Here is a 23,283-nt window from a genome sequence, read left to right on the forward strand (position 1 = left end):
GAACCGATGAAGCGATCCAAGAAGGCCGCGCTGTTGCTGATGGGCAGTGCGCCGCTGCTGTTCACCGCCTGCGCGCCCGAAGCCAAGCGCCAGGAGGGGCTGTACACCTCGGTGGAAGCCTGTGCGGCGCAGACCCACGACATCACCACCTGCCGCGAGGCGTTCAAGCAGGCGCAGCAGCAGTCGGCGGACCAGGGGCCCAAGTACGCCAACCGCGAGCAGTGCGCGCAGGAGTATTCGGCCGAGCGCTGCGTGGAGCAGCGCGACAGCCAGGGACATTCGTTCATCGGCCCGCTGATGACCGGCTTCTTCCTGTCGCAGATGCTCAACGGCAATCGCATGGCCGGCTTCAACGCCGCGCCCGCCTATCAGGACCGGCAGAGCCAGTGGCAGCGGCCCGCGGCCGCCGGGGCCGGCGCGGCCGCCGCCACCAGCCTGCGCGGCAACCAGACCATGACCCATATCGGCGCCACGCCGAACCGGGCGGTCACGGTGAGCCGCGGCGGTTTCGGCAGCTCCAGCGGCGCGCGCGGCAGCGTCGGCGGCTGACCGCCGCGCCTCCCTACGCCGCATCAACCAAGGCAAGCACATGCAACGCATCGCGATCGTCGAACGCGGCGACTGGCGCGCGCAGGCCGCCGAGTGCGGCTTCCGTTTCCACACCATCGGCGGCGAACGCTACTGGGACGAACGCGCGTACTACGCGTTCACCCTGCGCCAGATCGAACGCGACCTGGAGGATCCCAGCGCCGAGCTGCACCAGATGGCGATGGGGCTGGTGGACGAGATCGTCGCCAGCGAGGAGTTGATGCAGCGCCTGGCGATTCCGCCGGCGTTCCGCGACTGGATCGCCGAGAGCTGGCGGCGCCGCGATCCGCACCTGTACGGGCGCCTGGACCTGGCCTACGACGGCACCGGCCCGGCCAAGCTGTACGAACTGAACTACGACACGCCGACCTCGCTGTTCGAGTCGTCGTTCTTCCAGTGGCAGTGGCTGGAAGACCAGCGGGCGCAGGGGCGGCTGGCGCACGACGCCGACCAGTTCAATTCGATCCACGAGACGCTGGTGGAGCGCTTCGCCGAACTGGCGGCGCAGTTGCCGCCGCCGCTGTCCTTCGCCGCGGTGCGCGATTCGGAGGAGGACCAGGGCACGGTCGCGTACCTGCGCGACTGTGCGGCGCAGGCCGGGCTGTTCGGCGAGGCGATCGCGATCGAGGACATCGGCCTTTCCGAGGACGGGCGCTATACGGATCTGAACGACGTGGTGATCGGCACCTTGTTCAAGCTGTATCCGCTGGAAGACCTGTTCGCCGAGCGCTTCGGCCAGGCCCTGCCGGGATCGGGCCTGCGCCTGCTGGAGCCGCCGTGGAAGGCGGTGCTGAGCAACAAGGGCATCCTGCCGCTGCTGTGGTCGCGCCATCGCGGCCATCCCAACCTGCTGCCGGCCGCGTTCGACGACGGCGCCGCGCTGCCGCCGGGCTGGGTGCGCAAGCCGCTGCATTCGCGCGAAGGCGCCAATATCGCCCTGCATCTGGCCGACGGCCGCATGCTGCAGAGCGACGGTCCCTATGGCGGGCCGTGCATCGTCCAGCAGGCGCATCCGCTGCCGGCGTTCGATGGTCGCTATCCGATGGTCGGCAGCTGGATCGTCGGCGATAGCGCGTGCGGCATCGGCATCCGCGAGGACGACGGCCCGATCACCCGCGACAGCGCGCGCTTCGTGCCGCATGCGATCGTTGAAGCGGGGCGGCCGGGCGTGCTGTATGCCTGAGCCGGCGTGAGGTCGGTTGTCCGCCCGTGCCGGATGATCCAGGCATGGCGATGGCGATTGTGCGCCGTTGCCGCTGCCGTGCAGGAGCCGGGGCGGCTGGTTTACTGTAGCGATCCCACCCACGCAGGTGCCACGCCATGGATCGCCATTCGATCGCGCAACGGTTGCAGCAGTTGAAGGACGAGCGCCGTGCGGGCGATGCGCAGCTGCAGCAGCTGGATGCGCGCAGGTGCGATCTGCAGCAGACGCTGACGCGGATCGATGGCGCGATCCAGGTGCTGGAAGAGGTACTGCGCGATCAGGAGGAGCCGCCGGCTTCGGCATAGCGCCCTTCGGCGCAGTGGCGTTGCAGGTTGCCGGTCTCGCCCGGCCAGGCCTGCGGCGATGTTCGGCTGCATGCCAAGGCCGCGGGATGCGGGAAGACGGCGCGCATCGCCGCGTCCCCATCGCTGCACCGATTGCAGCGCCCAAGAAACAATAAACCGGCGGGCATCGCTGCCCGCCGGTCGCAAGCCATTCTGGCTCGAAGCGTTGCCGTTACTGCACGCAGGTGTTGACGGTGTTCTGCGCCGAGGCGGTGACGCCGCCCAGGTAGGCGAAGCCGTCCGGCAGGGCCGGGCGCGTGCTGGTGTTGTAGAAGATGTTGAACAGGTCCTTGACCGCCTGCACGTGCGCGGCGCTGCCGTTGCCGCTGGTGAAGCCGGCCAGGTAGGTGATCGCCGCGATCGGGTAGGCATTGGTGATGGCGGTGGTCGGGTTCACCAGGCGCACGCAGTTCTTCACCGCGGTGGTGCCGCTGCCCGGCACGGCGTTGACGGTCGCACCGTCGAGCACGCGGCCGCTCAGCAGCGCCGACGCCGCCAGGGTCACCGGCGCCGGGTTGCCGCTGGAATCCTTGCCGAAGTTCTTCGGATCGAAGCCGGCCACGGTCACGTAGCGCGCCGACTGCAGCAGCACTTCGCCGACGTCGGCATAGCCCAGCGCGTTGCTGTTGGTGACGCGCACCGAGGTCACCACGCCGTTGTTGCCGCTAGCGCCGATCGCGCGCGAGCCGTACACGCCGCTGGTGCCGCCCGGCAGGGCCGAGTTGAAGGTCTGGTTCGGGCTGAACACGAAGCCCGACGGCACGTTGCTGGTGCCGTTGCAGGTGCGCGCCAGGTAGCTGGTGAAGGCGAAGGTGGTGCCGCTGCCGTCGGTGCGGTAGACGATCTTGATCGGACCGGTGGTGCCGCTGCCGGACACGCTGCTCCAGTCGCTGACCAGGCCGGAGTAGATCTGGCAGACCTGGGCGGCGCTCAGGTTGAAGCTGACGGTCGGGGTGCTCTGCGGCAGCGCGATGGCGCCGGCCAGGGTCGGGACCTGGACGATGCCGACGCGGCTGGCGGCGTTGCCGCCACCCAGGAACGCGTTGTAGTCGGCGGTGCTGTACGGCGCGTCGGTGCCGATGAAGTCCGGGGCGGCAGCGGCGCCGCTGAGGCCCAGCGGCGACACGCTGAAGTCCTGGCAGGCCTGGTTGGCGGCGGTGCTGCCGGCGACGGTGTTCTTGCCGAAGCCGCTGCCGGTCTGGCAATACGACACCTTGTTGGTGCTGCTGTTGCTGTAGGTCAGGAACACCGAACCGGTGCCCAGGGTCGCGGTGGTGAAGCCGCTACCGGCGGTGTTGCCGGCATTGGTCGACAGGCGCGCGTTCGGGGTCACGCCGGTATAGGTGTTGCCGACATACGGCTGCGCCGGAAAGGTGGCGCCGCCGCCGTAGAGGTTTTCGGCGGCCATGGCCGAGCCGGTGGACAGGGTCGCGATCGCAATGGCGATCGCGCTGACGCGGGGGGAATTAAGATTAAGCACTTGCCTCTCTCCTTGGTGAGAAAACGACGGAATGGATCCGGGGGAATTCTTTACCTGTAGCGTGCTGGCGCCATGGACTGGCGCAGAGAAAGGTTGCGCTGGGCAGATGATAATGCGGCGACATTCGTCGGAATGTTTCTTTACCTGTGATGCGCAGTCTGAAATATCCCGATTGTTATGGCGCTGACATCATGAATTGACCGGAAAATAACGATTAACTCGATGATTTTCTCCGGCGCGAATCCGTGTCTACAAAATGCGCCGATTTTCGTTTGCCGCAGCGACGCCGCAACGTCGCCGCGGCCCACGTCGCCGCAGTGTCATGGACCGGGCTGGCAGCGCGGATCGTCCACCTTGCAGTCGCCGAAGCCGAGCACCTGCACGGTGATGACCGAAGGCGCTTCGCGTGGCGTGGAGGTTCCGCGCGCCGCCAGGTCGCCGACCGCATCGGTCACCGCCGCTGCGGCATTGGAGGCGGCGCTCAACGCGCCGCCATCGACGTTGCGCGCGGTGCCGACGCCGACCGTGTCGCCCTGCACCTGGATGTTGTCGGCATTGGCGACGAACTGCGCGGCCACGATCAGGTTGCCGCTGGCGCGGATACCGGCGTCGCCGGCATCGACGGTGCCGCGCGGGGCGACCAGCACCGCGTTGCCGCGCGGATCGTCCGTGTTCAGGCGCAGCGTGGCGATGCCGGCGCCGCTGACCTGGCCGCCGGCATCGAGCACGCAGTACTGGTCCTGGTCGCACAGGTAGCGCGCACGTGCGCGCTCGGCGCTGGTCTTGCTGCCCTTGCCGGCGTTGATGTCGCCGTTGGAACTCCACAACATCAGGTCGCCGCCGCGCTGGGTGAAGATGCGGCTCTGCGCCAGCAGCACGCTGGCGTCGGTGAACACGCCGATGTCGCCTTGCCCCACCGCCAGGATGCCTTGCTGCGCCGGACCGATCAGCACGTTGCCCTGGGCATCGGTGACCACCGGCGGCGCCAGCACGCTGCCGACCTGCAGGCCGCCGCCGGGACCGAGGATGCGGATGTCGCCGCCGGCCTGGGTCTGCAGGGTGGAGCCGCGCATGTCCAGGGTGCCGGTGATGCTGCGGGTCGCCGCGCCGTTGGCGCCGCCTTCCAGGTTGTTGCGGGTGTAGCCCAGCCGTGCCGGGAACAGCGCTTCGATCGCGGCATAGCCGCGCGTGTATTTCTGGAAGTCCGCGCTGGCCGGATCCGCGTAGCCTTCGCCGACCTGTTTGAGCACGTCCAGGAACACGCGTTCGCTCAGCAGGCGCCGGGTGGCGCTGGGCAGTTGCGCGAACTGGCGCCAGGCCTCGGCAGGCGTCGGCGTGTCCTGCTGGGTCGCGGCTTGCTGCGCGAGCGGTGTCGAGGCCGGTGCGGACGCGTCCTGCGCATGTTGGCGCACGAAGTCGAGCAGCCATTGCCGGTAGGTGTCGGTGCTCTGCCGGCTGTCCGGGTCCAGATACAGCGCGGCCAGCGCGTCGGCATCCTCGCCGTTGGCCACGCCGTAGCGCACCACCAGGTCGGCGCCGGAGGTGGTGCGGATGCCGCCCGCATTGCGGTCGACGAGCCCGATGCGCAGGCCCTTCATCGCTTCCTCGGCCGAGGTCAGCGGGCCGAGATTGCGTCCGGCCTCCACCTCGAACGTCCCTGGGCCGTCGAGCGACATCCAGCCCCAGCGAACGGCCTGGTCGCCAAGCGGGCCTCCGAGGATGGAGGTGTAGCGGAGGTCGCGCCCGGCCTGCACCCGGGTCACGTCCGAGGTCCGGTAGTTCTGCGCTCGCAGATCCAGGTTGACGATGTCGCGCCCGGCGCGGATGTCGGCCGGTTTCGGCAATTGCAGGGTCAGCGGATTGAGCATGAAACCGTCGGCCGCATATCCGCTCGCCACGTCGCCGTCGCGGCTGTAGATGCGCACCGGTTGCGCATCGTCCCGATGCAGGCCGAGTTGCGCGCCGCTGCCGGCGGCATTGTCGTTGCCGTCGTAGTTGCCGGTTTCGTCGAGCATCGCCAGCTGCAACCTGCTCTTGCCGGCGACCAGCGTGTCGTTGAACAGGCGGACGTCGCCCTGCGCCATCGCCTCGAGTTGCCCTTGCGCCGAGGGATACAGGCGCCCGCCGGTCTCGAACTGCAGACTGCCGGCGTGGGCGACCGCTTGCACCTGTGCCGGCAGCACGTTGTCGAACACACCGTCGTTCAAAATGAGACTGTCGGTACCGCGGCTCGCATCGCGCGCACCGTTGCCGAACAGCGTCGCCGGCAGCTTGAGCGTGCCGAGACGGATGTCGCCGTTCAACGTGTCGATGGCGATCGCCGAGGCGCTGCCGTAGTCGGTGGTAGCGCGGGTGCTGTCGCTCATCAATGCGGCGACGCCGCCGGAGGACAGCACGTAGCTGGGATTGACGATGGCGCCGAGCGCGGCGTCGCCGCCGACGTGGATCGTCCATTGCCCGTCCTGCAGCGCGAACACCGGATCGACCGCGCTGCTCACCTGCAGCAGCGTTCCCGAGGCGTCGTAGCCCTGGCCGCTCAGCGTGAACGCGCTGCCCAGGTCGCCGCCAGCGTTCAAGCGGCCCTGTCCGTGCGCCACGAAATAGTCGCCGCCGAGCACATCGCGTCCGGCCTGCACCTGCAGGTCGCCGCCGCCATAGGTCTGGCGGCCCTGCGCGGTCAACCGGTAGCTGGTCGGCAGCGACACCGACAACTCGCGGATGTCGCGCCCGGCCCGCACTTCGACGTCGCCGCCGCTGCTGAGCACGCCCTGGGCGAAGCCGCCGTAGTTGATCAGCCCGGCACTGGGGGTGACGCCATCGGCGCCGACCGGATTGCCGACCTGCAGCCACGGCCACCAGGACTGGCCGACGTAGTTGCCGGCCACGCCGGTGCGGCTGCCGTCGCGATCGTATATCTGGCGATTGCCGAGGATGTCGCGCCCGGCCTGCAGCAGCAGGTCGCCGGCGGCCTCCGCATTGGCCTGCGCGCTGACCACCTGGTCGGCGCTGCGGCTGGCGGCGTCGCTGCGCACGATGCGGATGTCGCTGTCGGCCTCGCTGTCGGCGGCGGGCTGGCCGGCGCTGTAGATGCTGGCCGGCGCGTCGGCGTCGGCAAAGCGCAGGTCGCGCGCGGCGGCGATCTGGATGCTGCCGATGCCGGTGCGCACCACGGTCGGCAGCAGTACGTCCTTCTTGCCGTTTTCCTGGTAACGCTGGTGGCCGTCGAGCACCACGTCGGCGTCGCTGTCGGCGCGCAGCGCGTCGGGGCGGATGCCGGCGAAATCGGCGCCGGCGACGATGCGGTAGCGGCTGCTGTCGCCGCCGATCAGGCTGGTGGTGGCGAGCGGCAGCGGATTGCTGGCGTTGGCCTGCAGCGACGGGGTGTTGTGGGTGGCCGCCGGCAGCAGCGGGCCGAGCACCGGCGCGGCGGGCAGGGTCAGCGTGGCCAGGCCGAACACGCCGGCGTTGGACAGCTCGGTGTTGTAGGCGAACAGGTCGAGCAGATAGCTCTGGTAGCCGGCCAGGTAGGTGGAATAGTCGGCGGGCGAGGTCGGCGCGCGCGGCGCCTGCGGCTGGTCGGGGTAGTCCTGGACCGGGTAGCCGTTGTCCGGCGAGTAGCTGTAGATCACCCCTTCCAGCAGGCTCATCGGCAGGCCGCCCAGGTCGTGCGGCTGCTGCAGCATGTCCAGCAACTGCAGGTATTGCCCGTAGTACTGCGCGGCTTCTGCGGGATCGCCGAGGTCGGCCGACGGCGCCGGCAGCAGGCCGTCGATGCTGATGAAGGCGTTGTTGAAGGCGTTGTCGAGCAGCGCCTGATAGGCGTTGGCCGCGCCGCTGTAGGTACCCTGCGGCCCGCCGCCGCCGAACGGGTTGCGCAGCTGGTAGAAGCTGTCGCTGAGGCTGGCCTTGATGGTCACGCCGCCCTCGGCGCGCAGGGTCAGCACCGGCGCGTTGCCGTTGTAGCGGAAGTCCAGCTGGTCGCGGTTGGCGCCGGAGCCGAGGTTCCAGTTGCTCATCACCCGGATCTCGCCGCCGTTGATGGCCGGATCGGGATTGCGCAGCTCGATGCCGGGGCGCGCGCGCAGGTTGGGCAGGTTGCCCAGGCGCGCTTCGAACGCGAAGCCGGGGCGTTGCACGAAGCCCATCAGTGTGCCGGGCGTGCCGGCGCTGTCGTCGGCATAGCCGTAGAACTGGCGATGCGCGGCGTTGGCGCTGTCCGGGGTGAATGCGTAGCGGGTGAGGTAGTCGGCGATCTGCGCCGGCGTGGTGGGCGCGGCCACCGCGTTGCCGGCCAGGTCCGTCCAGCTGCCGGCCAGCAGTGCGCCCTGCGCGTCGTACCAGCCGGCCGGATCGATGATGCCGTCGAAGTGTTTGACCGGATCGGTGCTGGCGTCGGTGGTGCTCCACACCGCATAGGCTTCCAGGCCCACTTCGCGCGCGCCGCGCACGCTGGCGCCGTTGGCCACGGTCACGTTGACCTCGCCGTCGGCCAGGAGCGGCGTGCGGATCTCCACGCTGCCGCCGGACAGGCCGCCGGCGCTGCCGCCGGAGACGTCCAGCACCGCAGCTGCGCCGAGCGCGATAGTGCCGGCCGCGCCGGCCTGCACGTTCTGGTAGCCGTAATCGGCATTGAGGGTGCCGTCGTCGCGACCGCTGCTGCCCAGGGTGATCGTGCCGCCGCGCTTGTCGGCGGCGCTGCCGCGGGCCAGCAGCTGGCCGTCGATCGCCACCCCGTGACGTCCCCACAGCGCGATGCTGCCGCCCTGCGTGCCGGAGGCGTCGATGCTGCCGGCGATGCGGATGTTGCCGTTCGCCGCATCGCGGCCGATCGCATCGGCGCCGCCGTCGGCGGTCAGGGTCACCGCGTCGGCGCGCAGCGTGTTGCCGGCGGACAGCAGCAGGTTGCCGCTGCGCGCATGCAGGTCGATGGCGCCGTCGAAGCCACCGCCGGCCAGCTGCGCGGCCAGCGGATCCAGCGCGATCGCGCTGCCCGAATCGAGCAGGAAGCGGCCGCCGCGGCCCTGCGCGGCGTGGCCGTCGAGGCTGCCGGGCAGGGTCACGGTGCCTTGCGCCGCCGACAGGTTGACGCTGCCGGCATCGGCGCTGCCCACGGCCGACACGTCGATGCGGGTGGAGGCATCGGCGCGCACGTCGCCGGCCGTGGCCTGCAGCGTGACCGTGCCGCCTTGAGTCGGCTTGGTGGTGTCGAAGAACGTGCTGGCCATGCCGGACGCATCCAGCGTGGCGCCATCGTGCAGGCGCAGCGCGCCTTCGCTGCTGCGCAGGACGATGCCGCCGGAATTGGCGCGGATCAGCCCGGTGCTGTCGATGCTGGCGCCGACCAGCGTCACCCGTCCGCCCAGCGGTTGCGCCGTGTTGGCGCTGGCGCCGCCGCCTTGCAGGCGCAGCGCGCCGGCGGTGCGCAGGGTCTGGTCGGCACCGGCGTCGGCCAGCAGCAGCGGGGTGCGCAGGTCCACGTCGCGCGTGCCGAAATCGAACTGGCCGCGGTCGCGCACGTACAGCGTCTGCGCCGCATCCACCGCGACCGCGCCGAACCCGGTCAGCTGCTTGTCGCCGCCGGCGAAGGCGACTTCGCGCCCCTGCAGGTGCAGCAGGCCGCCGCCGGCCACGGTGTCGGCCGGTGCCGCGCTGGCGCCCTGGTTGGACAGGGTCAGCTGATCGGCGCTCAGGCTGACGTCGCGGCCGTCGCCGACGAAGCGGCCGGCGCTGAGGGTGAGCGCGTTGCTGACGCGCAGGTCCAGGCCGCCGGCGAAGTCCATGTCGCCGTAGCTGTGCAGGTTGACCTGTTTCGCCTGCGCGAACTGGGACAGGCTGCCGGCGCCCAGCACCAGGCCGTCGGCCTCGCCGCTGGCCGCCTGCGCGTCCAGCCGCACGTGGCCGGCGCTGGCGTCGATGCGCTGGCCGCGCAACAGCGCGCCGGCATCGATCGCGCTGTCGCCGGTGGAATCCAGGCTCAGCGCCGCGCCGCCGTCGAGCAGCGCGCCGGCGCCGATCTGCAGCCGTGCGCGCGCCTGTGCCGCCTCCGGCACGTTCGCCCGTTCGATCGTGGCCGCGCCGAGGCTGGACAGGCGCACCAGCGCGCCGTCGCCGCTGCTGCCGCCGTCCTCGCCGATCAGCAGCGTCGTGGCCGCGCGATCGCCGCTGCCGCCTTGCGCGCGCAACACGCTGCCGGCGTCCACGCGCAGGCCGCCGTCGGCAGCGTCGCTGGCGGCGGTCGCCAACAGCAGTTCCGGCGCTTGCAGCGCGCTGCCGGCGTCGTTGCTGATCCGCAGCTGTTGCGAGGTGACCTGCAGGCGCGTGCCGTCGGCGCTCTGCTCGCGGGTACCGCCGAGCAGCAGGCTGCCGGCGTTCATCGCGTTGAGCGCGCTCGCCTCCACGCCGACGTAGCCGGCCGCGGCGGTCTGGCCGGCGCCGAGCACCTGCAGCGCGCGCGCTGCGATATCGATCTGCGCGGCGTTGCCGCCGCTGGCCGCGGCGGTGTTCAACGTCGCGCCCAGGCGCAGCGCGTCGCCGGCGGCGAGGATCAGTTGCCCGCCGTCGCGCGGCAGTTGCGGCGTCGCGTTGCCGGCGCCGGCTGCCTGCGCGGCGAAGAACGCATTGGCGCCGGTGCGGGTGTATTCCGAGTACTGGCCCCAGGTCGCCGCCGACTGCACTTCGAACAGCTGGCTGCGCGCGCTGCGGGTGCCGCTCAGGGTATCGACCAGATAGCCGGCGACCACCGCGGTGCCGTCGGCCGCGACCAGGTTCTGCGCGGCGGTGGCGTCGGTGCTGCCGCTGCGCGCGACCACCCGGTAGGCGCCGGGCAGGGTGGCGTACTTGGCCGGCAGCAGCGTGTAGTCGCCGTCCGCCAGGCCGGGCACGCCGCTCAGATGCACGGCGCTGCCGAGCGCGGGCGTGCCGCCCTTCTGTTCGAACGCCGCGTCGCTGGCGGCGACCGGCGTCTGCACCCCGGGCACGATCGCGTAGACCGTGCGGCCGTCCGCGTACAGCGGCACCTGGGTGGCGTTGCCGCTGGCATAGCTGGTGTTGGTCGAGGACAGCAGGTCGCGGCTGCCGCCGGTGCCGGGCACCCACTCGCTGGCCTGCAAGTCGCCGCCGCCGGACAGGTCCACGCGTGCGCCGGGCGCCAGCGCGACGCTGTCGGCGTCCAGCCGGATCTGCTTCTGCGGCGGCGCGCTCAGCGCGGTGCTGCTGCCTTGCGCACTGCCGTCGTAGCGCCACTGCGAACCGTCCACGGTGCTGCCGTACGGCAGGGTCGCGCCTTCCAGCGACACCGAGGTGAGGCTGCCGGCGCCGAGGCTGACCTCCAGCGTTGGCGTCAGTGCGCGCGTGCCGAACACCGCGCGCGTGGCCGCGTCGTCGAGCGCACCGACCCCGAGCAGCAGCCGCCCGCTCGGCGCGCGCAGGCGTCCGTCCTGGGCGATGCGGGTCGCATCCAGCGCCAGGGTGCCGCCGGCCGACAGCGGCAGCGCCGGCGTGTCGCCCTGGGCCTGGATGCGGATGCGGGTCTCGGCGCGGCTGCCGTCGCTGCCGAGCGCGCCGAGCGCGCGCACCAGGAAGGTCTCGCCGCTGGCCGGATACAGCTGCGCGGCGCTGAAGGTCAGATTGCCGGCGGTCAGCAGTTCGCCTGCGCGCGGCGTGGCGATGCCGTTGGCGTCGAGCAGGTAGGCATAGGCCGCGGGCGTATGGAAACGCACTGCGCCGCTGCTGGACAGGCGCGCCTCGCCGACCCCGTCCAGCGCGAACTGGCCGCCGAGATCGATCTGCGCAGCGTTCACCGTCAGCGTGGTCGCGCCGGGCGCCTGCGGCTCGGCCAGCACCGCGGCCGGGCTGTTCGGCGACTGCCAGCCGTTGAGGCCGACGTAGGCGGCGCTCAGGGTGACCTGGCCGCTGTCGGCCAGGCTGCCGAACCCGGTCGCATCGCTCGCCAGCAGCGCATAGCGCGGCGCGTTGAACACCAGCGCGCGCGACAGCGACAGCGCGACGTCGCCGGCGAAACCGACCGCCACCTGCGGGCGCAACGTACCGGTCGGCGACTGGTCGCCGACCAGCAGGGTGTCGATGCCGCTGCCGTCGAGGCGATCGGCGGCGAAGTACAGCGGGCCGGGTGCGGCGGTGGCGTTCGGCAATGGCGCGCCGGGCTGCGCGCCCTGCGGCAGGCGGCTGTCGTGCTGGGTGAAGATCACGCCACTGGGGCCGGACAATACCTGGTTGCTGCCGTCGACCAGTTTCAGCGGCAGCAAGGCCAGGGTGCCGCCGCGGTCCTGCGCGCTGCCGCCGCCGGCGCGGATGCTGCCGTCGAAATACAGGCCGGTGCTGGCGGCCAGGTCCAGGCGCCCGCCGGCGCTGCCCACGGTCTGCGCCTGCAGCGTGTCGCCGCCGCCGATGATGGCGTTGCCGCTGGGCAGGTCCAGCACCGCGCTGGTGCCGGACAGGTCCAGCTGCGCGCCGGCGGCGACCACGATCGCGCCGCTGTCGTTGCTGAGAGTGATGTGGCCGCCGTCGAGCACGCGCCCGCTGCGCGGCCGCACCAGGCCGCTGGCGCCGGGCTGCAGGGCGGCCTGCGGATCGAGCAGGGCGACGCCGGACACGTCCAGGCGGCTGTTCGCACCCAGCCACAGCGATTTGCCCGGTGCCGCATAGGCCTGGCCGCGGTCCACGTCCGGCGCGGCGGACAGGCCGGAGTCGCGCGAGGTGTCGCCGGAGATGGCGATGCTGCCGCCCTGCGCCTGGATGCCGCCCAGCACCTCGACCTGGCCGCGCCCGCCGATGCGCACGTCGGCGCCCGGATCCAGCAGCAGTTGCGTGCCTTCGTCGAGCAGCACGCGGCCGCTGGCGCCGCTCAGGCTGGGATTGCCGGCGACGCGGCCGAGGAAATCGCCGCCGCGCAGCGCGAAATCGGTGGCGGGGCGATAGAACGGATCCAGCTGGCCGAGCGTGGCGTAGCCATTGCCGCCGGCCTGCGCCGCACCGGCGACCACGTCGCTGCCGCTGGCGGCGCCGCGCAGCGCCTGCAGGTTCGGGAGCAGGTTGCGCTGGCTCACCCGCAGCTGGGTGCCGGCGACGACGGTGGCGTCCTGTTCGGCGGCCAGGTCGTAGCCGCCGAAGCTGTTGTCGGCGAAGAAGCCGGCGTCCAGGTGCAGCACGCGCGCATCGCTCGGCGCGCTGCCGCCGATCTGCACGCCGAAGGCGCGCAGGCTCAGCGTGCCGCCGCCGGCGAAGTTGTCCGCGCGCAGGCTGGCCGGGTCGAACTGCAGCAGCCCGGCGCCGTCGGCCACCGGCAGGTCGGCGGTGTAGGTGGGGGAGCCGGCAGTCTCGTTGGACGGACGCACGTAGGTATGCAATGCGATGTCGCCGCCATGGCCGAGCGGCCGCCCGTCGCGCATCGCCAGCGCGCCGTCCTCGTCGACATAGCCGCCGCTGGAGGCGTCCAGCACGGCGCCGGAGGCGATCAACAGCGATCCGCTCTGGTCGACGTTCTGGCCGGTGACGGGATCGGTGATGCGCAGCTGCAACGCGTCGAGGCTGATGCTGCCGCCATCGACGAAGGCGCTGCCCTGCGCTTCGGCGCCGAAGCGGCGGTCGTCGTTGATCCAGCGTCCGCTCACGTCCAGCCGTGCGTCCGCGCCGAGCAGCAGGTCGCCGTGGCCGAGCACCTGCCGCGTGTCCATGGCTCGCCTGGGATCGTCCACGAAGGCGAAGCCGCCGCTGCTCTGCAGCGCGATCTTGCCGGCATGCGCGGTCAGCGTGCCGTCGATCTCCAGACGCTGCGCCTGCAGCGAAATCGCGCCGCCGTCGGCGACCTGCAGCGCCGCGTCGGCAGCGACCTCGATCACCGGCGCGTTGCCGATCGCCAGCGTCTGCAATCCGCTGCCGTTCACCATGCGCGTGGACAGGCGCGACCAGAACAGCGGGTTGTCGCGCTCCTGCGCCGCTGCTGCGCTGCCCGGCAGCGCATCGGCGCGCGTGCCGAGCGCAAGCCCCTGCGGCAGCGCCGCTGCCTCGTCGACGATCAGCCAGCTGCGTTGGTCGCGGGAAATGTCGCCGCCTACCGACAGGCCGATGGTGGCGTTGTACAGACCGATGTCGCTGTCGATGCGCAACGCGCCGCCCTGCGGCAACGTGCCGCTGGCACGTTGGTAACGCCCGGCGAGCGCTTGCGCGGAGAGATCGCCCTCTAGCAGCGCCACGCCCGGTTCCGGTCCGTTGCCGCTGGAATGGCGCCCGAGTTCGATGTTCAGCGCACCGGCGTCGCCGCCTTGCAGATAGTCGCTCTCGTAGTAGCGGCGGCTGCCCAGCAATGGATTGCTGAACTGTTCGCTCACGCCCCAGCGCGTGTGCGCGACGGTCTGCGTGCCGGCCACGCCCAGGTAGCGCAGCGACGGATCCGCGCTGGCCAGGTCGTACAGGCGGCCGTCGGCACCGAGCAGGCGCGGCGTTTCGATCATGCCGCCGAGCATGTGCACGTAGCCGCCGTCCATGTTCACCTGCGCGCCGGGCGCGATCACCAGGTCGCGCGCGCCGATGTTGATGGTGCCGCCGTCGAGCAGCATCTCGTCGATCGTGCGCGGCACCTGGTCGACGTAGCCCTGCGCATTGAGCAGCGGGCTGCCGACCCAGGCCTGGCCATCGGCGCGCACGCCGCTGGCGCGGCGATCGAACTGCAGCGCCTGGCGGAACAGCGCGCCGTCGCGTTGCAGCGGCGCGTCGGCCAGTTCGTTCTGGCCCACGCGCGGAATCTGGATCAGGTTGCTGCTCATCGCCTGTCGCACGTCGGCGATGCCGGACACGTCGAGCTGCGCGCCGCTAGCGATCATCAGCCGGTTGTTGAGTTGCGGACGACCCTGCAACCGAGTGACCTCGCTGCCCAGGCCGATCAGGTCCACGGTGCCGCCCGGGGCGAAGGTGAGCGACTGCTCGCGCAGCTGCACCTGTGCGCCGGCCAGGATCATCCTGGGACCGAGGAAGGCCAGATCGGCGGCGCTACTGGAGGTGGTGGTCTCGCCATCGTGCTCGGGCAAGGTGGCGGTGACCGAACCCGGGGCCAGTTCCAGCGCGCCCCCCTTGTAGTTGGCCAGCGCATCGCCGCCGGCTGTGGCTTCCTGGTTGATCGCCAGCAGCATCACGCTGCCGGGGCGGCTGATGCTGGTGGTGGCCTGGACCAGGCTGCGTTGCTGCACGTCGTAGCCGACCAGTGTCGCGTTGCCGCGGGTCGCCGCGATCGTGCCGCTGTTGTCCAGCGTGCCGACGGCGGAGCGGTCGCTGCCGCTGGGCGAGAAGAAGCCGCTGAAGCCCAGCGGCATGATGTTGCCGCTGCTGGTGCCGAGCAGCGTCTGCAATTCCTGCGATTGCCGCAGGCCCAGCACCGCCGCCAGCAGCGCCTGCCCGTCCTGCGCGGTCACCGTGCCGGCGTTGCTGACGTTCGGCGCGGCGATCAGGGTATAGCCCTGGCTGCCGCTGGCGATGCGCGCGCCGCTGTCGATGCGGATGTGGCCCGGGGTCTGCCCGGCGGCCATGCTGTCCAGGCCGGTCAGCACCGTGCCGCTCTGCCCGGTAGTGCCGAACAGGCCGCGGGCGAGGAAGGTCTGGTCGCTGAGCGCGCGGTTGGCGTCGAACAGATCCAGCGACGACACCAGCAGCGAATGCACGTTGACCTGGCTGGCGCCGCCGAACAGCACGCCGTTGCGGTTGAGCAGATAGACCTGGCCCGGCGCCTGGATGCGGCCCAGGATTTTGCTCGGCGCCGCGCTCGGGTCGTTGACCCGGTTCAGCGCGATCCACTGCGCCGCGTCGCTGCCGCCGGCCGACTGGTCGAACTGCAGCACGGTGCGGCTGCCGACGTTGAACGTCTCCCAGTTGAGGATCGCCTTCTTCTGGGTCTGCTGGATGGTGACCTGGGTGTCGCCGCCGACCGTCTGCTGGGTCGGCGCGTGCGCGCCCAGCCAGACGTTGCGCTGACCCAGGCGCGGATCGTCGCTGCGTACCGCGCCCGGATCGATGACTGCGCCGTCGGGCAGCTGCAGGCCGCCCTTGCCCAGGCCATCGGGGACCATGCCGGCTTGCGCGGCCTGCGCCGCGGCGCGCGCGGCGGCCTGGGTCGCGTCCAGGGCCTGGCGCGCCTGCGCGGCGCGCTGGAACGCCTGCAGCGAGGTCTGCGCCAGCTTGCTGGCCGCCGCCGATTGCAGGCCTTGCTGCTGCGCGGCGGCCGCGGCCTGTGCGCCCGGATCGGCGCCGCGGCGCACGAACGGACTGCTTTGCGCCTGGCTGCGGCCGACCAGGGCGGCCGAGATCGCCACGCTGAGCAGCAGCAGGCGAAGGGGACGGCGGGGGCGGCGGCGGTTGCGGGGCATGGCGGCGATCTCGGTAGCGGCGCGTCAGCGCGCCGGAGCGAACGGAGTGGGGAGGTAGCGCGGTTGCGGCCGCTGCGGCACCAGCGAGCGGCCGTAGGCATCGCCGTAGCGCTGGCGCAGCGCGGCCGGCGTGGGTTGCCCGCGCTGCAACGGATCCAGCGTGGTCGCGGCGGCGGCCAGCGGCACCGCGCCGGGGCGGGCGCTGGCGGCCGCGGCGCGCAACGCCTGGTTGAGGCAGTCCAGGTGGCCGGCGACGTCCTCGCCGATCCGCACCTGCACGCATGGCGCAGTCGCCGCGGGCGTGGCCGGCGCGGCGTGCGCGTGCAGTGCCAGCGCGGCCAGCGCGAGCGATGCCAGCGCGGCGCCGCGGTGGTTCATTGGGGCGTGTCCTGCAGCGCCGTAGCCGTTGCTGTGGTCGCGGTGGCGCCGGTGCAGGCCTGGGTCTGCGCGTGCTGCTCGGCCAGGCGGTCTTCCAGGGCGCGCACGCGGTTCTCGCGGGTCACCCGGGCCATGCCGAACATCTCGCGGCCGTGGCTGCGCACGAAGCGCACGAAGGCCGGGTCGCGGTACAGCGCGGCCAGTTCGCGCGCGGTGGCGTACAAGGCCTCGCTGCCGCTCGCGCACTGCGCCATCCGCGCGCGCTGGCGCTGCAGTTCCGCCTGCAGCGTCGCCTGCGTCTGCGCCTGCTGCGCCGCGGCCTGCGCGGTCCTGGCCTGCGCCTGTTGCTGTTCGCGCTGTTGCGCCAGCGCCGCGTCGCGTTCGCGTTGGGCCTGTTGCAGTTGCCGCTGCAGCGCGGCCTCGCGGCCCGGATCGGCACCTGCGGCGCGTGGCGCTGGCGTTGGCGCGGCGCGCAGCGCATCACGCTCGCGTTCGGCGGCGGCGGTGGCCAGCTGCTGCTGCACCAGGTCCGCTTCGGCCTTGCGCAGGCGCGTGCCGGTTTCGCGCAGCGCTTCGCGCAGCCGCGTCTCGGTGCTGTCCTGGGCGTGCAGCGGAGCGGCGGCGAGCAGCGTCGCCGCCAGCACGACGCAGGCCAGGGAGGAGGGAAGGCGCAGCATGCTCAGAACTCCGTGCCGAGGTCGAGCTGCAGCAGGTCAACCGCGAACGGCGGGCCGGACACCTCGTTGGCGCTGAGCCAGCGCAGGCCGACCCAGGTGTTGCGCGCCAGCGCATAGTTGCCGCCGACGATCAGCCCACGCGCATTGGTGCCGCCCAGGTGGAAATCCGAATCGGTGAAGCCGTCCGGCACCGCGTCCGATTCCAGGTACTTGTAGCCGACGCTGACGTTCCAGTCGCCAGGCTTGACCGGCTTGGGCTGGCCGACGGTGAAATTGAGGTAGTAGCCCATGTCGCCGCCATCGAACACGCCCTGGTCGCCGAGGTTGTTGACCGGGCCGAGCGAGCGCACGCGTGCGGCGTTGTAGCGGGTGTTCTTGACCACGTCGGCTTCGACCAGCACCGCGACCGGGGCGAACTGGTCCAGCTGCAGCTGCGCGTGCAGGTCGGCCACGCCGAACTTGCTGGCATAGCCGTAGTACTGCAGTTGCGGCCCATTGGGGTTGGCGCTGTCGGCGACGATGTCGCGCAGCGCGAACAAGGTGTTGCCGAACTGCTGGAACTGCGGCCGCGCACCGTCGGTGTCGCAGCTGTCGGCCGAGCTCGGCGCCAGGCACGGCGACGAGCGTTTGCCTTCGAACTGGTCGTACTGGAAGTAGCCCAGGCCCACGCGCAGCGCCATCGCGTCGGCGAAGCGCCACTGCATGCCCAACTGCGCGCCGTACATCCACTTGTCGCGGCTGCGGGTCTTGCTGGTGCTGGTGGAACCGAAATCGAACTCGGTGTTGTAGACCGGGAACAGGCCGGCGCTGATCCACGGCGCGAACGCCGCATCGGCGTCGGCCAGGTCGTAGCGCGCGGCCACGCCGTCGAAGTTGAGGTCGTTGTCGAACACCAGCTCGCTGCTCCAGAACGGATTGGCGAAGCGGCCGAACGACAGGGCCAACCCGTCGAGGGGCGTGAGCTGCAGCGCGGCGCGGTCCAGCCACAGCGAATACTTGGACAGGTTGCCGTTGCCGCCCAGGGTCTGGTTGGTGGATACCGGGCTGCGGTCGCTGCCGGTGGCCAGGCGCAGGTCGGCCTGCACCCAGTCGGCGATCTGCGCGCTCACCCCGAGCCGCGCACGCACGCGCATGCGGCTGCGGTTCTGCGTGGTGTTGAGGAACGGGGCGTTGTTGCTGCCGACCGTATCGAAGCCGGAGCCGGCATTGATGGCGCCGAAGTTGGGGAAGGTCGCGTAGTTGTCGTCGGCGTTGAACACGCCTTCGCCGCGCACCCGCAGGTCGCCGTACACGCGCACGCGCTGGGTCCATTCCGGCAGCGCGCCGGGCGCGGCCCAGCCTTCGGACTTGGCCTGCGCGGTGACTTCGGCGCGCAGCTCGTCCTTGATCTGCTGGCGCACCGGCTCGGGCACGTACGGCACCACCACCGCGCCGGGCTGGGTCGTGTACGCCGCGGCGCCGGCCAGTGCCGGCGTGGGTGCCGCGGTGGCGGAGGCCTCGCGGATCAGGTCGTCGGCCTGGGCGCGGGTCATCACGCCTTTGGCGACCAGCAGGTCGATCAGCCGCAGTGTGACCTGCGGGTTGATCTGCGCAGGATCGATCGCGGGCGCGGCGGACTGGGCCATGGCCGCGGCCGGCGCCAGCAGGAGCGCCAGCAGCGCCAGGCGCAGCCGGGACGGACGGGGGAAGGAAGACGGAGTGGTCATGCGGGAGTCCTTGGTGCGAAACGCGGCGTCAGCCCGGCGCCAGCGCGCCGATGCGCAACTGGATGGGTTGGGGAAGGGAGGCGGGCGGCGGCTGCGGCAGCGGCTGGTCCTGCAGCGCGCGCACGATCGCCGCGTCCAGTTCCGGCTTGCCGGCCGAGGTGAGGATCTGCAGGCGGCCGATGCTGCCGTCCGGGTTCAGCCACAGCGCCACGGTGGCGCTGTAGCGGCCCTTGCGGGTGCGCTCGTCGCGCTGCAGCAGCTGCTGCACCGCGCGCTGCACGCTGGCCGCATAGCTGCCGAACGGGCTGCCGCCGCCGCCCTTGCCGCCGATGCGGGTGCCGCCGCCATCGCCGGCCTGCAGGCCGAAGGCGTTGTCGCCGGGACCGGCCGGCGCGGTCAGCGGATCGCCGGGCGGGGTCGGCTCGGCGTCCGGCTTCGGTTGCGGCGTCGGCTCGGCGGCCTGCAAGGGCTGCGGCCGTTCCTGTGGTTTGGGCGGCTGCGGATCGGGCTTGGGCGGCGGCGGAGGCGGCGGGGGCGGCAGCATCACCTGGGTGATGCGCGGCGGCTGCGCGCGCGTCGGCGTCGCCTGCTGCGGGCGCAGCAGCAGGGAGACCAGCCAGCCGAGCAGCAGCAGTGCGAGCAGCGCGGCGCCGACTTTCAGCCAGCGCCGCGGCGGCTCGGTGTACTGCAGGGGATCCATCGTGTTCACTCAGCCGGCCGCCGGGCGTTGCGTGGCCAGGCCGATCGAGGCGATGCCGAGCCGGCTGCACAGGTCCAGCACCGCCATCACCTTCTCGTACTGCACGGTGCGATCGCCGCGCAGCATCACCGGCAATTCGGCATCGCTGGCCAGCGCGTTGCGCAGCTGCTGTTCCAGTTCGCTCATGCTGACCGGCACCGCGTCCAGGCTGACCTGGCCGTTGTTGTCGATCGCGATGACCTTGGTCTTGGGCTCGGACAGCGGCTTGGCCGCGCTGGCCTTGGGCAGTTCCACCTTGATGCCCTGCACCGCGGCGGTGGTCATGATGATGAAGATCACCAGCAGCACGTACGCCAGGTCCAGCATCGGCGTGATGTTGATGTCGTCGTAGGGCTTCTTGCCTTGGACCTTCATCGGCTCAGCCTCCGCCCGCGCGGACCGGCGCGTCGCCGGCATAGTCTTCGGCGATGCGTTTTTCCAGTTCGTCGACGAACACCTGCATGTCCGCCGAGACCGCTTCGGCCTGGCTGAGCAGGTAGTTGTAGCCGAACAGCGCCGGGATCGCGACGGCCAGGCCGGCCACCGTGGCCAGCAGCGCGGCGGCGATGCCGGGCGCGATCGCGTTGATGTTGACGTCGCCGGCCGCGGCCACCGCGGCGAAGGTGATCATGACCCCGACCACGGTGCCGAGCAGGCCAAGGAACGGACCGCCGGAGATGGCGATGGTCAGCAATACCATGCCCTTGTGGATGCGCTGGCCTTCGCGCACCGCGGCCGCGTCCAGCGCCGAGCGGATCGCCGCGATCGACTGCGTGCGCACGACAGTGGTGCCGCTGGCCTGCAGGCGTTCGCGCAGTTCCTGCTGGCCGACCTGCAGCAGCCGCGCCAGGTTGGAGCGCACGCCGGCCGAGGTGCCGAGCTGCTGCCAGTGCGGCGCATGCAGCGGATGCGCGGCCACCTGCTGGCGGTAGGCGTGGAGGAAGCGCGCGTTGGCGCCGGCGGTGGCGTTGAGGTACAGGCCCTTGCGCACCATCACCCACCAGCTGATCAGCGCCATCACCGCCAGGATCCCGATGACCGCCCACGCGTCCGGCGTCAGCGCGGCGATCAGGATGCCGAAGTAGTTGTGGCCGGCATCGCCGGAATGCTGTTCGACCGGATCGAAGCGCAGCAGCCGCGCGTCCACGCCCTGGCTGCGCGCCGCCGCTTCGATCGCGCCGATCGCGCGCGCGTTCCTGGTGATTTCGACCTCGTCGAGCAGGCCGATGAAGTTCGGCCGCGCCGCGCCGGGTTCGCCGCCGAGCAGCAGGCCGCCGCTGCCGGCCGGCAAGGCCACCGCGGTCTCGCCGGCGGGCTGGCCATTGACGAACAGGGTCGCGGTCTTGCCGTCGCTGCGCAGCGCCACATGCGCCCAGGCATCGGCCGGCAGCGCGGTGGTGGCGGCGATCTGCGCGGTCGCGCCGAACTCGGCCAGCACGCGGCCTTCGTCCAGGCGCAGGGTGAGCACGCCGGGCAGCGCCAGCAGCACGCCCGACGCAGTGGCGCTGGCCGGCTTGGCCCACAGCGACACGGTTGCCGGCTGCGCCGCCGGCCAGGTCAGCGAGGCCGAGGCCGGTACCGTCACCGGCGCGCGCCCGTCCAGGCGCAGGCCGGCGCCGATCAGCGCGGTGTCGGCCAGGGTCGGCGCCGTGGCGGCGTTGTTGGCGTAGGCGGTGCTGTCGGCGCCGGCGGCTTGCGTGCTGGCGAAGTGATACACCGCGACGGTGTCGGCGTCGTAGCTGCCCTTGGCGTCGCTGCCGCCGCTGGCCTCGGGGTTGCCGAAATAGACGTACAACGGCGTGCTCGCATTGGCCGGCAGCTCGGGCAGATCGACCCAGGCCAGCGCCACCTGGTCGACCAGGCCGTCGTACTTCTCGAAGTGGTACTTCAGCGGCGTGCGGTCGTCGCCGGCGACGAAGCGCACGTCGCTGCCGTCGGCCTTGGCATCGGCGAAATTGAAGTTGCCCGCATGCAGGCGCACCAGCACCTGGGTGCGCCCGGACGGCTGGCTCAGCGCCGCACCGGTGGACGTGGTGTCCAGGGTGAGCTTGGCCCGATAGTTCCACTTGCCGTCCCACCATGTCGCGGCCATCGCCGGCAATGCGAGCAGCAGCAACCCCAGCAGCACGAAAATACGCAGTCTGATCACGATCTACCCCGATTGATGTTTGAACGACGCCGGCGTCAGAACTCGCTCCACAGCCGGAACAGCACGTTGATGTCTTTCTGCTTGTGCCCGCCGGGGCTGGATAGCGGCGCAGCCACTTCCAGCGCGCCGTTGAGATGCGCGAAGGCCTTGAAGGCCGCGCCCAGTCCGGTCGCAACCAGGGTCTCGCTGACCGACTGCTCGGGCAGCGGGTCGTGGATGCGCGCATAGCCGGCGTCGACGAACGCGTGCACGCGCGCTTCCTGCACCATGCGCCCGGCCGCGGAGGCGAACGAGGGACTGCGCAGTTCGAACTGGCCGGCGGCGCCGTAGTCGCCCAGCGCCTGGCTTTCGCTGTAGCCGCGCACGCTGTCCATGCCGCCGATGCTGAATTGCTCGTTGCTGATCAGCGGCTCGGACGCCAGCTGGGTCTGCAGCCGCGCATACCACTGGTAGTCGCCGCCGAAGCTGCGCGTGCGCGAGGCATCGGTGCGCAGGTGGAAGAAGTTGGAGCGCGCCTTGTAGCGCTTGATGTCGAAGCGCGCGCTGTCGTCGCCGACGCCGCGCACGTTCATCGTCGCGGTCAACTCCAGCGTGTCGGTGCCGCGCGGCCGGTTCCAGGTGGCGTTGTAGGCGGCGCTGAGCGGCAGGTAGCGGATCGGCGCGGAGCTGCGGTCGCCGCCGAACAGGGTGTCTTCCTTGAAGTCCTTGTAGTCGGCGCCGATGCTCAGGCTATGGAAGAAGCCGGCATCGGCCGGCAGCGCACGGATCAGGCGCAGGCCGGACAGGCTGCCGTTGCCGATCACGTTGAAGCCGCCGATCGCGGCGACCTCGCTGTCGCTGCGCACCGTGTAGCCGAGCAGCGACCACGGCGATGCGCCGAAGCGCGCCAGGTACGAGGCGGAAAAGACCCTTGCATCGGACGGCCGCTGCGGCGCGGTCTGCGCCGAGAAGGTCAGGCTGTGGCCGCGCTGCCACAGATTGTCGTAGCGCACCGAACCGCTCAGCCGCAGTTCCGAGGTGTTGGCGCTGTTGCGGTTGTTGAGTTCCAGGCTGCCGTGTAGCGGCAGCGTGTCCTCCACGTTCAAGTCCACGTCCACCGTGTTCGGCTGCGCGCCGGGTTTGACGTCGGGGGTGACGCGGCGATCCGCCCACTGGTTCAGCGCGACGATGTCGCGCTGCACGGCGTTGAAGTCGGGCACGGTGCCTTCCCGCAGCGACGGCGCGCCGTCGGCGATGGCATCGGGAGAAAAATAGTCCGCGCCATTGACCCGCAGCCGGCCGATGCGCTGCTCGCTGACCTGCAAGGTGACCAGGCCGTTGCCCGCATCCTGCGCGGGAATGGTCACCGCCACCGTGGCCAGGCCCTTGCCCGCGTACAGCGTCTGCAACGCGGCGCGCGCCGCTTCCACATCGGCCTCGCTGCGCTGCGGGCCGAGGAACGGATACACCGCGCGCTCGATCTCCGTTGCGCTCAATTCGCTGTTGCCGACCACCTGGTAGGCCATCACGTCGAAACGCGCGGTCGGCGCGTCTGCGGCGAAGGCGCACGGCACGCCGCACACGGCCATGCCGAGCGCTGCGAAGATTCGCAACTCCATCTGAAAATATCCCCTGACGTCGGCGCGCGGCGCGATGCCGCCTAGGAAG

General features: G+C 71.3%; 12 protein-coding genes. 3 read left to right on the forward strand and 9 right to left on the reverse strand.

Annotated features, from left to right (window positions below):
• Positions 1-6: 6 nt before the first annotated feature.
• The 3 genes from AB8810_RS02270 to AB8810_RS02280 all read left to right on the forward strand — a co-directional run bounded on the left by AB8810_RS02270 (position 7) and on the right by AB8810_RS02280 (position 2,097).
• Positions 7-549: a DUF1190 domain-containing protein gene (locus AB8810_RS02270; RefSeq protein WP_191825863.1), complete on the forward strand. Its 543-nt coding sequence runs from the start codon at positions 7-9 to the stop codon at positions 547-549.
• A gap of 40 nt (positions 550-589) precedes the next feature.
• Positions 590-1,771: a glutathionylspermidine synthase family protein gene (locus AB8810_RS02275; RefSeq protein ID WP_369915448.1), complete on the forward strand. Its 1,182-nt coding sequence runs from the start codon at positions 590-592 to the stop codon at positions 1,769-1,771.
• 137 nt (positions 1,772-1,908) lie between these two features.
• Positions 1,909-2,097, forward strand: a complete 189-nt coding sequence (locus AB8810_RS02280) for a hypothetical protein (protein ID WP_369915449.1) — start codon at positions 1,909-1,911, stop codon at positions 2,095-2,097.
• 211 nt (positions 2,098-2,308) lie between these two features.
• Here AB8810_RS02280 and AB8810_RS02285 read toward each other — a convergent pair whose 3' ends face one another.
• The 9 genes from AB8810_RS02285 to AB8810_RS02325 all read right to left on the reverse strand — a co-directional run bounded on the left by AB8810_RS02285 (position 2,309) and on the right by AB8810_RS02325 (position 23,234).
• Positions 2,309-3,616 (reverse strand): PstS family phosphate ABC transporter substrate-binding protein, encoded by a 1,308-nt coding sequence (locus AB8810_RS02285; protein ID WP_369915450.1) that lies wholly within the window; start codon positions 3,614-3,616, stop codon positions 2,309-2,311.
• A 320-nt stretch (positions 3,617-3,936) separates the two neighbouring features.
• On the reverse strand, positions 3,937-15,987 hold the full coding sequence (locus AB8810_RS02290) for a filamentous haemagglutinin family protein (protein WP_369915451.1): 12,051 nt from the start codon (positions 15,985-15,987) through the stop codon (positions 3,937-3,939).
• 24 nt (positions 15,988-16,011) lie between these two features.
• The gene (locus tag AB8810_RS02295) at positions 16,012-16,365 is read right to left on the reverse strand and encodes a hypothetical protein (RefSeq protein WP_369915452.1); all 354 of its coding nucleotides are present in this window, start codon (positions 16,363-16,365) and stop codon (positions 16,012-16,014) included.
• The gene (locus AB8810_RS02300; protein ID WP_369915453.1) at positions 16,362-17,042 is read right to left on the reverse strand and encodes a hypothetical protein; all 681 of its coding nucleotides are present in this window, start codon (positions 17,040-17,042) and stop codon (positions 16,362-16,364) included. The genes AB8810_RS02295 and AB8810_RS02300 overlap by 4 nt, the downstream gene beginning before the upstream one ends.
• 2 nt (positions 17,043-17,044) lie before the next feature.
• The gene (locus AB8810_RS02305; protein ID WP_369915454.1) at positions 17,045-18,748 is read right to left on the reverse strand and encodes a putative porin; all 1,704 of its coding nucleotides are present in this window, start codon (positions 18,746-18,748) and stop codon (positions 17,045-17,047) included.
• Between the two features lie 28 nt (positions 18,749-18,776).
• Positions 18,777-19,448: a TonB family protein gene (locus tag AB8810_RS02310; RefSeq protein WP_369915455.1), complete on the reverse strand. Its 672-nt coding sequence runs from the start codon at positions 19,446-19,448 to the stop codon at positions 18,777-18,779.
• 9 nt (positions 19,449-19,457) lie between these two features.
• Positions 19,458-19,862, reverse strand: a complete 405-nt coding sequence (locus tag AB8810_RS02315) for a biopolymer transporter ExbD (protein ID WP_185814983.1) — start codon at positions 19,860-19,862, stop codon at positions 19,458-19,460.
• 4 nt (positions 19,863-19,866) lie between these two features.
• Positions 19,867-21,636, reverse strand: coding sequence for a DUF2341 domain-containing protein (locus tag AB8810_RS02320; RefSeq protein ID WP_369915456.1), 1,770 nt, complete (start codon positions 21,634-21,636; stop codon positions 19,867-19,869).
• A 35-nt stretch (positions 21,637-21,671) separates the two neighbouring features.
• On the reverse strand, positions 21,672-23,234 hold the full coding sequence (locus tag AB8810_RS02325) for a ShlB/FhaC/HecB family hemolysin secretion/activation protein (RefSeq protein ID WP_369915457.1): 1,563 nt from the start codon (positions 23,232-23,234) through the stop codon (positions 21,672-21,674).
• Positions 23,235-23,283: the final 49 nt, after the last annotated feature.

It is taken from the genome of Xanthomonas sp. NCPPB 3005 (genome assembly GCF_041228095.2).
Lineage (GTDB): Bacteria > Pseudomonadota > Gammaproteobacteria > Xanthomonadales > Xanthomonadaceae > Xanthomonas_A > Xanthomonas_A bonasiae.